The organism is Streptomyces sp. NPDC059994, from assembly GCF_042737755.1.
GTDB lineage: Bacteria > Actinomycetota > Actinomycetes > Streptomycetales > Streptomycetaceae > Streptomyces.
Map to the genome: position 1 here is coordinate 1 of NZ_JBHWUR010000011.1, position 14,429 is coordinate 14,429.

10 protein-coding genes and 1 pseudogene are annotated in these 14,429 nt (G+C 73.9%); 4 read left to right on the forward strand and 7 right to left on the reverse strand.

Annotation, left to right across the window (positions count from 1 at the left end; all coding sequences use genetic code 11):
- Positions 1-618: 618 nt before the first annotated feature.
- Positions 619-1,125: a DUF1203 domain-containing protein gene (locus ACFWA7_RS08845; RefSeq protein ID WP_385542334.1), complete on the reverse strand. Its 507-nt coding sequence runs from the start codon at positions 1,123-1,125 to the stop codon at positions 619-621.
- A 160-nt stretch (positions 1,126-1,285) separates the two neighbouring features.
- On the opposite strand from ACFWA7_RS08845, the gene pepN reads away from it, so the two are divergent.
- Positions 1,286-3,856, forward strand: a complete 2,571-nt coding sequence (gene pepN / locus ACFWA7_RS08850; RefSeq protein WP_385821855.1) for an aminopeptidase N — start codon at positions 1,286-1,288, stop codon at positions 3,854-3,856.
- A 511-nt stretch (positions 3,857-4,367) separates the two neighbouring features.
- Here the strand turns inward: pepN and ACFWA7_RS08855 are convergent.
- Both ACFWA7_RS08855 and ACFWA7_RS08860 read right to left on the reverse strand, forming a co-directional pair.
- Positions 4,368-4,545: pseudogene (locus tag ACFWA7_RS08855) on the reverse strand (EamA family transporter); the annotation flags it as partial.
- 50 nt (positions 4,546-4,595) lie between these two features.
- Positions 4,596-5,555 carry an EamA family transporter gene (locus tag ACFWA7_RS08860; protein ID WP_385821857.1) on the reverse strand — a complete coding sequence of 320 codons (960 nt, stop codon included), beginning with the start codon at positions 5,553-5,555 and terminating at the stop codon, positions 4,596-4,598.
- A gap of 80 nt (positions 5,556-5,635) precedes the next feature.
- Here ACFWA7_RS08860 and ACFWA7_RS08865 point away from each other — a divergent pair, with 80 nt between their 5' ends.
- A complete protein-coding gene (locus tag ACFWA7_RS08865; protein WP_385821859.1) occupies positions 5,636-6,133 on the forward strand; it encodes a MarR family winged helix-turn-helix transcriptional regulator in 498 nt (165 codons plus the stop codon).
- Positions 6,134-6,232: 99 nt separating this feature from the next.
- On the opposite strand, the gene ACFWA7_RS08870 is transcribed toward ACFWA7_RS08865, so the two are convergent.
- The 3 genes from ACFWA7_RS08870 to ACFWA7_RS08880 are packed head-to-tail and all read right to left on the reverse strand — an operon-like array spanning position 6,233 to position 8,845.
- Positions 6,233-6,460 carry a hypothetical protein gene (locus ACFWA7_RS08870; protein ID WP_371652754.1) on the reverse strand — a complete coding sequence of 76 codons (228 nt, stop codon included), beginning with the start codon at positions 6,458-6,460 and terminating at the stop codon, positions 6,233-6,235.
- 20 nt (positions 6,461-6,480) lie between these two features.
- The gene (gene malQ / locus ACFWA7_RS08875; protein WP_385821861.1) at positions 6,481-8,637 is read right to left on the reverse strand and encodes a 4-alpha-glucanotransferase; all 2,157 of its coding nucleotides are present in this window, start codon (positions 8,635-8,637) and stop codon (positions 6,481-6,483) included.
- A gap of 4 nt (positions 8,638-8,641) precedes the next feature.
- On the reverse strand, positions 8,642-8,845 hold the full coding sequence (locus ACFWA7_RS08880) for a hypothetical protein (RefSeq protein WP_385821968.1): 204 nt from the start codon (positions 8,843-8,845) through the stop codon (positions 8,642-8,644).
- A gap of 332 nt (positions 8,846-9,177) precedes the next feature.
- Here ACFWA7_RS08880 and ACFWA7_RS08885 point away from each other — a divergent pair, with 332 nt between their 5' ends.
- Positions 9,178-12,237, forward strand: coding sequence for a beta-N-acetylglucosaminidase domain-containing protein (locus tag ACFWA7_RS08885; RefSeq protein ID WP_385821863.1), 3,060 nt, complete (start codon positions 9,178-9,180; stop codon positions 12,235-12,237).
- A gap of 64 nt (positions 12,238-12,301) precedes the next feature.
- Here ACFWA7_RS08885 and ACFWA7_RS08890 read toward each other — a convergent pair whose 3' ends face one another.
- On the reverse strand, positions 12,302-12,838 hold the full coding sequence (locus ACFWA7_RS08890; protein ID WP_385542348.1) for an HNH endonuclease: 537 nt from the start codon (positions 12,836-12,838) through the stop codon (positions 12,302-12,304).
- A 254-nt stretch (positions 12,839-13,092) separates the two neighbouring features.
- On the opposite strand from ACFWA7_RS08890, the gene ACFWA7_RS08895 reads away from it, so the two are divergent.
- Positions 13,093-14,175, forward strand: a complete 1,083-nt coding sequence (locus ACFWA7_RS08895) for a mechanosensitive ion channel family protein (protein ID WP_385542350.1) — start codon at positions 13,093-13,095, stop codon at positions 14,173-14,175.
- Positions 14,176-14,429 lie beyond the last annotated feature (254 nt).

Below are 14,429 nucleotides of genomic sequence, written 5' to 3' on the forward strand. Positions count from 1 at the left end.
CCCCTGCACCCCAGGCGGAGCTGCTACCCCGCACCCCTTCACGGGGCCTGCGGCCCCTGCACCCCTAGCGGGGGCTCTGCCCCCGGTACCCCTCTGGCGGAGCTGCGGCCCTGCGGCCCTTCGCGGGGGGCTACGCCCCCGGACCCCCGGGCGGGGCTGCACCCCTGCACCCCTGGCGGAGCTGCGGCCCCGCGCCCCTTCGCTGGGGCTCTACCCCTCGGTACCCCTGGCGGAGCTACGACCCTGCGGCCCCTGCACCCCGCTCACGGGGGGCCCTCGCCCCCGGTGCCCCGCTGGGGCTGCGCCCCCGCCCCCGGCTCCGCCCCGGGCCCCGTTCCTCTGCGGGTCGCCTGTGGCTGGGCGCGCAGTTCCCCGCGCCCCTGAAGGGGCCCGCTCCTTGCACGCCGGAGGGGCCGGGGGTGCCCAAGGGGCGCGGGGAACTGCGCGACCAGCCCCGACCGGTCCGCAGACGACGCACCCTGCCGCCCGGCTGAGGGCTTTCGGTGGAGCGCGGGGAACCGCGCGGCCAGCCCCCACCGGTCCGCAGACGACGCACCCGGCCGCCCGGCTGAGGGCTTTCGGGAAGGGGCGGGGTGGGGGATACACCCGCCGCAGGCGTCAGGCGCGCCGCACCTCGTAGAGGAAGCACCCGTACTCCAGCGCCCGCACATGCACCAACACCACCTCCGGGTCCGCGAACGCCTCCGCGAAGGCCTCCTCGTAGCCCGACGTCGCGTCCTCCGGGACCGACAACATACGGCCACCCACGATCCGCCCCTCCGCGTCGTACCGGCGGACCGTCCGCAGCGCGCCCGCGCGGGCGAACGGATAGCCCTCCACCCCGCGCCCCGGCCCGTCGCACCGCGCGCAGATGAACACCGGCCCCTGCTCGTCGTACGCCCCCGGCTTCGCCCACGTCTCGGCCGCCCAGCGGCGCAGCGGCGCGTACGAGACGAGCGCGATGCGCTCGCCCGGCTCACTGGGACGCAGGCAGCAGCGCAGCGGGGCGCCGCCCTCCTCGTCGGTGAAGGGGACACAGGGGTGCCCGGCGTCGTCCGTGGCGCGGAGCTCCTCAAGTGCGGCGGGCGGGATCGCGTGTGCGGTGTAGGCCGTCGTCTTCTTCATGGGTCCAGCGTGCCGACCCGTCCCGCCCCCCACCGGCGGAATTCGGACTTGGAGCCCCCGGGCAAAAGCCCTGTACGCCCCCGGTACGTCTCGTGCAAGGATGGCCGGAACCGTCACGATCTGATGGATCTAGCTGAGTTTTTCTGAAGGAGATGGCCGGGTGCCTGGCACGAATCTGACCCGTGAAGAGGCCCAGCGGCGCGCGGAGCTGCTGAGCGTCGACTCGTACGCGATCGAGCTCGATCTGAGCGGCGCGCAGGAGGGCGGGACCTACAGGTCCGTGACCACCGTGCGCTTCGACTCCGCCGAGGCCGGTGCGCAGACGTTCATCGACCTCGTCGCGCCCGCCGTGCACGAGGTCGTCCTCAACGGGACCGCGCTCGACCCGGCCGCCGTGTTCGCGGACTCGCGGATCGCGCTGGCCGGTCTGGAGGCGGGCCCGAACGAGCTGAAGGTGGTCGCGGACTGCGCGTACACCAACACGGGTGAGGGCCTCCACCGGTTCGTCGACCCGGTCGACGACCAGGCGTACCTGTACACCCAGTTCGAGGTGCCGGACGCGCGCCGCGTCTTCGCCTCCTTCGAGCAGCCGGACCTGAAGGCGACCTTCCAGTTCACCGTGAAGGCCCCCTCCGGCTGGACCGTGATCTCGAACTCGCCGACGCCCGAGCCCGCCGACGACGTGTGGGTCTTCGAGCCGACGCCCCGGATCTCCAGCTACATCACGGCGCTGATCGTCGGCCCGTACCACTCGGTGCACAGCGTGTACGAGAAGGACGGCCAGTCGGTGCCGCTGGGCATCTACTGCCGTCCCTCGCTCGCCGAGTTCCTCGACGCGGACGAGATCTTCGACGTGACCCGGCAGGGCTTCGACTGGTTCCAGGAGAAGTTCGACTACGACTACCCGTTCGCCAAGTACGACCAGCTCTTCGTGCCGGAGTTCAACGCGGGCGCGATGGAGAACGCGGGCGCGGTGACGATCCGCGACCAGTACGTGTTCCGGTCCAAGGTGACCGACGCCGCGTACGAGGTGCGCGCCGAGACCGTCCTGCACGAGCTCGCCCACATGTGGTTCGGCGACCTGGTCACCATGGAGTGGTGGAACGACCTGTGGCTGAACGAGTCGTTCGCCACCTACACCTCGATCGCCTGCCAGGCGTACGCGCCGGGCTCCAAGTGGCCGCACGCCTGGACCACGTTCGCCAACTCCATGAAGACCTGGGCGTACCGGCAGGACCAGCTGCCGTCCACGCACCCGATCATGGCGGACATCCGCGACCTCGACGACGTGCTCGTCAACTTCGACGGCATCACGTACGCCAAGGGCGCCTCCGTCCTCAAGCAGCTCGTGGCCTACGTCGGCATGGACGAGTTCTTCCAGGGCGTGCAGGCGTACTTCAAGGCGCACGCGTTCGGCAACACGCGCCTTTCCGACCTGCTGGGCGCGCTGGAGAAGACCTCCGGGCGCGACCTGAAGACCTGGTCGAAGGCGTGGCTGGAGACGGCCGGCATCAACATCCTGCGCCCGGAGATCGAGGTCGACGGCGAGGGCGCCATCACCTCCTTCACCGTCCTCCAGGAGGCACCCGCGCTGCCCGCCGGCGCCCAGGGCGAGCCGACCCTGCGTCCGCACCGGATCGCGATCGGCTTCTACGAGCTGAACGAGACGGGCAAGCTGGTCCGCACCGACCGCATCGAGCTGGACGTGGACGGGGCGCGCACGGCCGTCGAGCTCCCGGCGGGCACCCGCCGTCCGGCCGTCGTCCTCCTCAACGACGACGACCTCTCGTACGCGAAGGTGCGCCTCGACGAGGAGTCCCTGAAGGTCGTCACCGCGCACCTCGGCGACTTCGCCGAGTCGCTGCCGCGCGCGCTGTGCTGGGCCTCCGCCTGGGACATGACGCGCGACGGCGAGCTGGCAACCCGCGACTACCTGGCGCTGGTGCTCTCGGGCATCGCCAAGGAGTCCGACATCGGCGTCGTGCAGTCCCTGCACCGCCAGGTGAAGCTGGCCATCGAGCTGTACGCGGCGCCCGAGTGGCGCGAGACGGGTCTGGCCCGCTGGACCGAGGCGTCCCTGGAGCAGCTGCGCGCGGCGGCGCCCGGCAGCGACCACCAGCTGGCGTGGGCGCGGGCGTTCGCGGCCACGGCCCGTACGGCCGAGCAGCTCGACCTGCTGCAGGGGCTGATGGACGGCACCGAGACGGTGGACGGCCTGGCCGTCGACACCGAGCTGCGCTGGGCGTTCCTTGAGCGGCTCGCGGCGACCGGCCGGGCCGACGAGAAGGCCATCGCGGCGGAGCTGGAGCGGGACCGTACGGCGGCGGGCGAGCGCCACGCCGCCACCGCGCGCGCCGCGCGTCCGACGGCCTCGGCGAAGGCCGAGGCGTGGGCGTCCGTGGTCGAGGGTGACGCTCTGCCGAACGCGGTGCAGGAAGCGGTGATCGGCGGCTTCGTCCAGACGGACCAGCGGGAACTCCTCGCCCCCTACACGGAGAAGTTCTTCGCGGCGGTGAAGGGCGTGTGGGAGTCGCGTTCCCACGAGATCGCGCAGCAGATCGCGACGGGACTGTACCCGTCTCTCCAGGTCTCCCGGGCGACCCTGGACGCCACGGACGCATGGCTGGCCTCCGCCGCTCCCAACGCGTCCCTGCGCCGCCTGATCTCGGAGTCCCGGGCGGGAGTGGAGCGGGCGCTCCGTGCCCAGGAGGCGGACGCGGCGTCGTCGTAGCGGTTTTGCCCCCCACCCCCGCCCGTTCCCTCAACCCTCCGGGGGTGGGGGTCGGGGTGGGGTCGGGGTGGGGCCCTGGTTCGTCTGCGGGTTCGGTGGGGGCTGGTCGCGCAGTTCCCCGCGCCCCTAGGTAGGCAGAACGGGGCCCGGCCGGAATTCAGCCCCTCCGGCGTTCGCGGACCGGGGGCCGGGCGGAGCCCCGAAGCCGCAGGCCCCGCGACGGGGGTCCGGAGGCGCAGCCCCCGTGTTGCCCGCCGAGGTGGAGAGTCCGGCCTGGTTGACGGGGGTGTCGCAGACCGTGACGCCGAGGAGGGCGGCCGGCAGGAGGAGGCGCAAGTGGCGGCGGATCAGGGCCCGTTGGCGCCAGGTCTCGCGGGCCGCGACCGGCGCCACCCCACCGCGCCGCCACCGCCACCGCGCCGCCACCGCCACCCCACCGCACCGCCACCGCCACCGCCACCGCCACCGCCACCACCACCACCACCACCACCACCACCACCACCACCACCACCACCAGCGCGATGATCCAGCGCCAGAAGCCGGCCCGCAGGGGGGACCGAGTCGCGCAGGGCCCGGGAGGCGACGAAGCTGCCCGACCAGACGACGGTCGCGACGCCCGCGAGGGCGAGCCCGGGCCCGTTGGCCCGCCTCGCCCTCGTGAGGGTCGCGGTGGTTCGGTCACGCTCCAGGACTGCCCCGGCGGTCGCTGCCCCTTCGGTGGTCGGCGGTGGGTGCCGGATTACCGTCGCACCGCCGGAACCATCAGGTCCATCGAATCTTTTCGGCTGATCTGTCCAGTAGAACTGAACGGTTCGACCTTCGTCGGCGCCGTTCGGACCCTCGGCACGTACTGGCCCGCCAGCGTCGCCCCGAAGGCGATCGCCATCCCGGTGAGCTGGAGCGGGGTGAGCGCCTGGCCGAGCGCGGCCCAGCCGATGACGGCGGCGGTGAGCGGCGACAGCGGGCCGAGGAAAGTGACCGAGGTGGCGGTGAGGCGGCCGATACCGCGGAACCAGAGCCAGTACGCGACAGCGGTGTTGACCAGGGCGAGGTAGAGGTAGCCCGCGAGGTTGCGCCCGTCGAGCGCGGGCGGCGCGCCCTCGATCAGGAAGGCGACCGGCGCGATCAGCAGCCCGCCCGCGGTCAGCTGCCACGCGGTGAGCACCAGCGGCCCGACCCCCTCGGGCCGCCCCCACCGCTTGGTGAACACGGTCCCGGCGGCCATCGACGCGGACGAGGCGACCCCGGCCACGACCCCGACGGTGTCCAGCGCCCCCGTCGCCTTCAGGACCACCAGGCTCACCCCGAGGGCCGCCGCGATCCCGGTGAGCAGGGTCCGCAGGGACGGGCGTTCACCGAGGAAGAGCGCGGCGAGCCCGGCCACCCACAGCGGCCCGAGGGAGCCGATCACGGCGGCCATGCCACCGGGCAGCCGGTAGGCGGCGAGGAAGAGGAGCGGGAAGAAGGCCCCAATGTTGAGCGCCCCCAGGACCACCGCCTTCCACCACCACTCCCCCCGCGGCAATCGCCGGGTGACGAGGAGGAGTGCGAGCCCGGCGGGCAGTGCCCGCATCATGCCCGTGAACAACGGCCGGTCCGCCGGGAGGAATTCAGTCGTCACGGCGTAGGTGGAACCCCAGGAGACCGGGGCGAGGGCGGTGAGGGCGACGGTGGCTATGCGGCTCTGGGTTCGCTTCATAGGAAGTAGCTTACTCGTAAGCTACTTTCCGTCAAGCAACTTTCTTGCGTCCGATCCAATCCGCTCGGATACTGGTGTCCATGACTGCGACCCCCAGTGACCCCGTCGACGCCATCACCGCACAGTGGGCGGAGGTCAGACCCGACCTCGACACCGTTCCGATGGCCGTCTACGGGCGCGTCTACCGCATCTCCCGGGCCATGGGCGACCGGATCGAGAAGGAGTACAAGCGGTTCGGGATCTCGCGCGGTGAGTTCGACGTACTGGCGACGCTACGGCGCTCCGGCGAGCCCTACACGCTCTCGCCGCGCCAGCTCTCGGCGACCCTGATGCTCACCACCGGCGGGATGACCGGACGGCTGGACAAGCTGGAGAACGCCGGGCTGCTGAGCCGCAGCCCGGATCCGAACGACCGGCGCGGGCTGCGCGTCACCCTCTCCGACAAGGGCCGGGAGATCGTCGACGAGTCGGTGACGGCGGGCCTGGAGATGCAGCACGAGGTGCTGGACGGGGTGCTCGACGCGGCGGAGGCGGAGCAGCTGAACGCCCTGCTGCGCAAGCTGCTCTCGGCGCACTGAGGCGACCGGAAGAGCCGGGAGAGAACGAAGAAAAGGCGCTTTGCGGTACGAGTGCCACTCGTACCGCAAAGCGCCTCACAGCGCGTGAAACGTGGTCGGTCAGGCCTTCTTCGACTTGTCGAGGACCATGACCAGACCGGCGATGACCGCGAAGAGCGCGAGGGGCGCGATCACGTACAGGCCGATCGTGTCGAACACGCTCAGGCCGGAGCCCGGGTCGTCGCCGTCGTCGCGGGTGACCGCGAGGGCGGGGGCCGACATGAGCAGCATCATCAGCGTCGTACCGGCTGCCACGGCGCCGGCGCGCAGGGTGTTCTTCTTGTCCACGGTGCAAACGTAGCGAACGCCTAAGTGGGGCGCGCGCCCGGGGGTGCCGTACGAGTCCGCACACCCGCCGCCGCGGCGCCCGGGCCGGCCGCGAACAACCGCATCAGGCCGTGCAGCCGGGGTGAGGAGACCACGTCCTCCAGGGCGAGCGGGCGGCCGTCCGGCCCGGCCACCGGCAGGCGCCAGTTGGGGTACTGGTCCCAGGTGCCCGGCAGGTTCTGCGGACGGCGGTCGCCCACGGCGTCCGGCAGCCACACGCCGATCATCCGGGCCGGGGTGCGCAGCAGGAACCGGTAGACCGCCCGCACCGCGCCCTCCTCGCCCCGGGCGCCCTCGGGCAGCAGCCCGAGCCGGGCCAGATAGGACAGCCACTCCCCCACCTCGGCCGCGTCCTCGGCCTGTTCCTCGGCCAGCGGGCGGGTGAGCAGCCCCAGGCGGTGGCGCAGCCCGACGTGCTCGCCGGTGAGCCGGGCGGCCGTGGAGGGCAGGTCGTGGGTGGTGGCGGTGGCCACGCACGCCTCGCGCCAGGCGGCCGGGGGCAGCGGGCGGCCGGTGCCCTCCCAGTCGCGCTCGAACCAGAGCACCGAGGTGCCGAGCACCCCGCGCCGGCTCAGGGCCTCCCGTACGCCGGGCTCGACCGTGCCCAGGTCCTCCCCTATGACCACGGCGCCCGCCCGGTGGGCCTCCAGGACGAGCACGGCGAGCATCGCCTCGGCGTCGTAGCGCACATAGGTGCCCGCCGTCGGCTCCTGTCCCCGCGGTACCCACCACAGCCGGAAGAGGCCCATCACATGGTCGATGCGCAGGGCTCCGGCATGCCGCAGCAGATTGCGCAGGAGTCCTCGGTACGGGGCGTATCCGGAGGCGGCGAGGGCGTCGGGGCGCCAGGGCGGCAGCCCCCAGTCCTGGCCGCGCGCGTTGAAGGCGTCGGGGGGCGCGCCCACCGACATGCCCTGGGCGAAGGTGCGCTGCTGCGCCCAGGCGTCGGCGCCGCCCGGGTGCACCCCGACGGCGAGGTCGTGGACGAGGCCGACCGCCATCCCGGCGTCCCGGGCGGCCCGCTGGGCGGCGGCGAGCTGGGTGTCGGTGAGCCAGGCGAGCCGGGTGTGGAAGTCGACCCGGTCGATGAGCTCGCGCCGGGCGCGGGCGGTGGCGGCCGAGCGGGGGTCGCGCAGCCCGCCCGGCCAGCGGGTCCAGTCGGGCCCGTACCGCTCGGCGAGCGCGCACCAGGTGGCGTGGTCCTCCAGGGCCTGGCCCTGGTGCGCCAGGTAGTCGCAGTACGCGGCCCGCCGCCCGGGCGCCTGCGGCACCGCGTGGACGGCTTCCAGGGCTTCGCGCTTCAGTGCCCACACCGCGTCCCGGTCGATCAGCTCACCGTCGTCGAGCACCGACCGGCGCAGCGCGTCCGCCGCCTTCAGCAGCTCGTCGAGCCGCTTCCGCTCGCGTACGTAGGCGTACTCCGGGATGTCCTCGATCCGCAGGTGTACGGGGTCGGGGAAGCGGCGTGAGGAGGGGCGGTACGGGGATGGGTCGGTGGGGGTGCCGGGGACGGCCGCGTGCAACGGGTTGACCTGGAGGAACCCCGCCCCCACGGCCCGCCCGGCCCAGCCCGCGACCTCGGCGAGGTCCCCGAGGTCGCCCATGCCCCAGGAGCGGGCGGAGAGCAGCGAGTAGAGCTGCACGAGGAACCCGTGGGTGCGGGCGGGGGGTTGCGGGGTGCGCTCGGGGGCGACGACGAGGGTGGTGCGGGCCGCGCGGCCGTCGGGGGTTCGGGCGGTCGCCCGGTGGACGCCGAGGGGGAGGTCGGGCCAGGGGGCCCGCGGCCCGGCTCCCTTGGTGCCCGGCGCCGTCCAGTCGGCCTCCCCGCCGTCCTCCGTCTCGACGCGGACGTGGGTGCCGGGCGGCAGGGCGGCGAGCGACGGGGGCGCGGACGGCGGGGGCGCGGACGGCGGGCCCTGGGCGTGCCAGTGGACCACGGTCGGGGGCAACAGGCGGGCCGCCGAGGCCAGTTCGGCGGTGGCGAGGGACGCGCTCACCGCCTCCGGGGTGGCCGCGTCGACGCCCAGCGCCGCGAGGACGGCGACGACCGTGGCGTCCGGGACCGGGACCGTGCGGTCGGCCGACGGGGCGTAGGACGTGGCGACGCCGTGCAGCGCGGCGAGCCGGGCGAGGGTCATGGCGTCAGGCTCCGGCTGGCGCGGCCACCGGGGTCGGTTCGCTGGTCAGGGGCGCCGCCTCGGTCAGCGGAGGCTCGCTGGTCAGCGGGGCGGCGTCGGCCAGCGGAGGTTCGCTGGTCAGCGGGGCGGCGTCGGCCAGCGGAGGTTCGCTGGTCAGGGGCTGTTCAAGGGCGGAGACGGCCACGGAGGGCTCCACGAGGGTCGGCAACGGGGGACACAGCAGCCCTACCCAGTGGGCGGACTCCCAGACGTACAACGCCGGGGGTGTCACGACCGTCACCGCACCCGTGTGACTCAGGTCACCGGAACGGGCAATTCCGGCACAACAGTCACGCGCATTGACACCCTCGCCACGGGGGTGGTGGGCTCGGGGCCGGTTGCGGTGCGGGCGGTCGCAAGAGCGGTGCCTAAGGCGCTCCGCTGGAAACGGGGTTCGCTGTCTTCGGGCTGTCCGTGGCTCGTCGCGCAGCTCCCCGCGCCCCTGAAGTGGCGCGGTACCGCACCGGACTTCCACAAGTCCGCCCAGGCGAGGAGATCGGCGTGCAGTTCGGGCGCGGGAAGCGGGCGACGGCCGTCGCGGTCGCCGTCATCGGCGGGCTGCTCGGCGCGGCACCCGGCGCCCTCGCGGCACCCGTGGATCCCCCCGCCCCCGAACAGCCCTCCGCCACGGGCCTGCCGAAGGACGCGGTACGGGACGACACCCCGGCGGTCTGGCCCCGGCCGCAGTCCGTCAAGCACGCGGGGCCCGGGCTGCGCTTCGGCTCCGAGGCCGTCCTGATCGCCGACCCGGGCGCGGACCCGTACGCGGTGGCCGCGCTCGCGGACGTACTGGACCGGGCCGGTGTCACCACCCTGCACTACGGACTCCGGGGCGCCGGGCCGGTGTTCCGCGTCGGCGGGAGCGGCGCGCAGGACGCGCTGCGCGCCCTGCGGGTGGCCGAGCGCGGGGACCTGCCGTCCGGCGGGTACCGGATCGGCGTCGGCCGGGCCGGCGGGCGGGACACGGTCGCGCTCGACGGGGTCGGCGAGGACGGGCTCTTCCACGCCGTACAGACCCTGCGCCAGCTCCTCGGGCAGGACCGGCGGGGCGACGCCACACTGCCCGGGGTGCGGGTGCGCGACTGGCCCGCCACCGCGGTGCGCGGCACGACCGAAGGTTTCTACGGGCAGCCCTGGACGCGCGAACAGCGCCTGGGCCAGCTCGACTTCATGGGCCGAACCAAGCAGAACCGCTATCTGTACGCGCCGGGCGACGACCCGTACCGCCAGGCCCGCTGGCGCGACCCCTACCCGGCCGACCAGCGCGCCGGCTTCCGGGCGATCGCCGCCCGCGCCGCCGCCAACCACGTCACGCTCGCCTGGGCGGTCGCGCCCGGCCAGGAGATGTGCCTGTCCTCCGACAAGGACCTCAAGGCGCTGCTCCGCAAGCTCGACTCGATGTGGGCGCTGGGTGTGCGCGCCTTCCAGCTCCAGTTCCAGGACGTCAGCTACAGCGAGTGGCACTGCGGGCAGGACGCGCACACCTTCGGGCGGGGACCCGCCGCCGCGGCCCGCGCCCACGCGCGCGTGGCGAACGCCGTCGCCGCGCACCTGGCCGAGCGCCACCCCGGCGCGCAGCCGCTGTCGCTGATGCCGACCGAGTACTACCAGGACGGCGCCACCACCTACCGCTCCGCCCTGGCGGACGGGCTCGACGCGCGCGTACAGGTCGCCTGGACGGGCGTCGGGGTGGTGCCGCGCACCATCACCGGGCGCGAACTGGCGGGCGCGCGGGCCGCGTTCGGGCATCCTCTGGTGACGATGGACAACTACCCGGTGAACGACTGGGCGCCGGGACGGATCTTCCTCGGCCCCTACACGGGCCGCGAGCCCGCCGTCGCCACCGGCTCGGCCGCCCTGCTCACCAACGCCATGGCGCAGGCGTCGGCCTCCCGCATCCCGCTGTTCACGGCGGCCGACTACGCCTGGAACCCGCAGGGTTACGAGCCGGAGGCCTCCTGGCGGGCGGCCATCGCGGACCTCGCGGACGGGGACGCGCCGCTGGGCGAGGCGCTCACGGCGCTGGCGGGCAACGACTCGTCGTCGGTCCTCAGCAGCGCCGAGTCGGCCTATCTGCGCCCGCTGCTCGACGCGTTCTGGACCTCGCGCGGCTCGGCGGACGCGGCGGCGCGGGACCGGGCCGCGGCGCGGCTGCGGGCGGCGTTCACGGTGATGCGCCAGACCCCCGCGCGGCTCGCGGACAGCGGCGCGCTCGCCGACGAGGTGCGCCCCTGGGCCGACCGGCTCGCCCGGTACGGCCGGGCCGGGGAGACCGCCGTCGACATGCTCCAGGCGCAGGCGCACGGCGACGGCGCGGCCGCCTGGCGGGCCACGCTCGCCCTGGAGCCGCTGCGCCGGGCCGCCGCCACCGGCTCGGTCACCGTCGGCAAGGGCGTCCTGGACGTGTTCCTGACCCGCGCGGCCGGGGCGTCGGCCACCTGGACGGGCGCGGACCGGCCCACCGGGGACGTCAGCGTCTCGCCGGACGCGTACACCGTGCGCCTGGACCGGGTCCGCCCGGTGGAGGCGGTCACCGTCATGGACGACTCCGGCGCCGGGCCGAGCCCCTCGGTCGGCCCGGGCTCCGGCCCGCCGGCCTGGGCCACGGCGGGCGCCCAGCCCGTCGAGGACGCCGCGTGGGGGCCGGGGCCCGGTCCCGGGCGGGTCGCCTGGGCCGAGGGCGGGGCGCTGGTGCAGGTACATCTGCCCGGCGTGGGCTGGCGCAGCCTGGGGCCGCTCTCGCCCAGCGGCTGGACCCAGAGCGCCGCGCGGGGCGTGCGCGCCGACGCCGTCCGCGTGACCGGCCCGGCCTCCTCCGTACGGTCCGTACGGCATCTGGTCCCGTGGTTCGCCGACGAGCCGCGGGCCCGGCTCGATCTGGCCCGGGACGAGGCGGACGCGGAGATCGGCGGGAAGCCGCAGCGGGTGGCGGCCGTGCTGACGTCCACCCGGCCCGCGGATGTGAGGGGCACGCTCAGCGCGAAGGCGCCCCGGGGCATCACCGTCAAGGCCCCCGGCGCGCTCACGGTGCCGCGCGGAGCGGCGGTGAGCGTCCCGGTGGAGGTGTCGGTGGCGCCGGGCACCCCGGCGGGCGAGTACCGGGTGCCGGTCGTCTTCTCCGGGCAGGAGCGCGTCCTGACCGTACGGGCGTATCCGCGCACGGCCGGTCCCGATCTGATCGCGGGGGCCGCGGCCGCCTCCTCGGGCGACGAGACCCCGGCGTTCCCGGCGCGCGCGGCGTCCGACGGCGACCCGTCGACCCGCTGGTCCTCCCCGGCGCAGGACAACGCCTGGTGGCAGGCCGAGCTGCCGGCCCGGACCCGGATCGGCCTGGTGGTGCTGACCTGGCAGGACGCGTACGCCAGCGCCTACACCGTGCAGGTCTCCCCGGACGGCCGCACCTGGCGCACGGCGGCGACCGTGCGCGACGGCAAGGGCGGCCGGGAGGCGGTCCGCATGGACGCGCCCGACGCCCGATTCATCCGGGTGCAGGGCGTGACACGGGCGACCCCGTACGGGTACTCGCTGTGGTCGGTGGAGGCGTACGGCGTGGCGCCGTAGCAGGACACGGACGAGCTGGGGACCGGCGGACCGGTCCCCGCTCAGGGACGACGAAGGCCCGGTCTCAGGCGGAGATGCCGTCGATCCGGGCCAGGGCGTCGTCCGCGCCGAACGGTTGGAGGTACGGGAGCCAGCGTGGGTCCCGGTGCCCCGTGCCGATGATGCGCCAGGCCAGACCGCTGGGCGGAGCGGGCTGGTGGCGCAGGCGCCAGCCGAGCTCCAGCAGGTGCCGGTCGGCCTTGACGTGGTTGCAGCGGCGGCAGGCCGCCACCACGTTGTCCCAGACGTGCTGACCGCCGCGGCTGCGCGGAATCACGTGGTCGACGCTGGTTGCGACGCCACCGCAGTACATACAGCGCCCGCCGTCTCGCGCGAAGAGCGCACGGCGGGTCAGCGGAACGGGCCCCCGGTAGGGGACCCGTACGAATCTTTTGAGCCGGACCACGCTGGGAGCGGGCACGGCCCGGGTCGCGCTGTGCATGAAGGCGCCGGATTCCTCTAGGCAGACTGCCTTGTTTTCGAGCACGAGGACGAGCGCGCGGCGGAGCGGTACGACGCCGAGGGGCTCGTACGACGCGTTGAGGACCAGGACGTGCGGCACGGTGGATGCCTCCTTGTACGCCGGCGGCGCGTGGCTCGCGCCGGGACGATCTGCCTTCAGTCTCTCCTCATGCCTGGTCGAAGCGCCACCACGTCCGGGTAACGGCCCTGAAGTGTTTTCGACCACACTCCACTACATCCCCAGGTCCGCCGTGTCCCTCCCTCGAACACGGCAACCAAGCACTCCGGTTGCCCCGTTAGTGTGGTTGGCCTGCCGTCGCACCGTCGGCAGCGCAATGCCTGGAGGTTCCCCCCGTGCACTGGCCCGCTGTACTGGCCGCCGGATCCCCGTCCGATCCCACCGCTCCGACGACCACGCCGGTCACCCTCGACGACGCCCAGAAGTCGGCCACGGAGGCCGCGGGCTGGGTCGAGGAGAACTGGTCGACGTGGCTCGCCCTCGGCCTGCGCATCCTCCTGATCGTGATCATCGCGTCGGTGCTGCGGGTACTGGTCCGCCGGGCGCTGACCAAACTCATAGACCGGATGAACCGCAGTGCCCAGGCGGTGGAGGGCACGGCGCTCGGCGGCCTCCTGGTCAACGCGGAGCGCCGCCGCCAGCGCTCGGAGGCCATCGGCTCGGTCCTGCGCTCGGTGGCGTCCTTCCTGATCATGGGCACCGCGGCCCTGATGGTCCTGGGCGTCCTCAACATCGACCTGGCGCCACTGCTCGCCTCGGCGGGTGTCGCGGGTGTGGCGATCGGTTTCGGCGCGCGCAACCTCGTCACGGACTTCCTCTCCGGCGTCTTCATGATTCTGGAGGACCAGTACGGGGTCGGCGACTCGATCGACGCGGGCGTGGCCTCCGGCGAGGTGGTCGAGGTCGGCCTGCGCGTGACGAAGCTGCGCGGCGACAACGGTGAGATCTGGTACGTGCGCAACGGAGAGATCAAGCGCATCGGCAACCTCAGCCAGGGCTGGGCCACGGCGGCCGTCGACGTCCAGGTCCGCCCGACGGAGGACCTGGACCGCGTCCGCGCGGCCATCACCCAGGCCGCGGAGTCCATGGCCAAGGACGAGCCGTGGAACGAGCGGCTGTGGGGCCCGGTCGAGGTCCTCGGCCTCAACGAGGTGCTGCTCGACTCGATGGTGATCCGCGTCTCGGCGAAGACGATGCCGGGCAAGGCGCTGGGCGTGGAGCGCGAACTGCGCTGGCGCGTCAAGCGCTCCCTGGACGCGGCGGGCATCCGCATCGTGGGCGGCGCGCCGCTCCCGGCCGAGGACCCGGCCCCGGACCCGTCGGCCGCCGTGGCCGCCCCTTCGGCCCTGAACAACCCGACTTCTCCGCAGTCGCTGGCGACGGCGCCGATACCGCCGGGGCAGAGCTTGGCGAAGTAGTACCCGCGTACGTGGGCGAGGGGCGCCCCTGCCGGTGGCCGGCGGGGGCGCCCCTCGCGTTCAGGACGCAGCGCCTTCGGTATTCAGGTTCTCCACGCCACCAGAGCCGCCACGACGAAGCCCGCGACGGCGAGCCAGGCGATCCACTCCCCCACACGAAAATTCTTGCCCCACATCCTCGACGGCCCCAGCCTTCACATATGAGGTGATCTCGTGAAGGCGTCGACACTATGGGCGAATACATGGTTCCGGAG

Coding starts and splice junctions, on each gene's coding strand:
- ACFWA7_RS08845 (WP_385542334.1), bottom strand. CDS start 1,125: ATGAAGAAGACGACGGCCTACACCGCACACGCGATCCCGCCCGCCGCA.
- ACFWA7_RS08860 (WP_385821857.1), bottom strand. CDS start 5,555: ATGAAGCGAACCCAGAGCCGCATAGCCACCGTCGCCCTCACCGCCCTC.
- ACFWA7_RS08865 (WP_385821859.1), top strand. CDS start 5,636: ATGACTGCGACCCCCAGTGACCCCGTCGACGCCATCACCGCACAGTGG.
- malQ (WP_385821861.1), bottom strand. CDS start 8,637: ATGACCCTCGCCCGGCTCGCCGCGCTGCACGGCGTCGCCACGTCCTAC.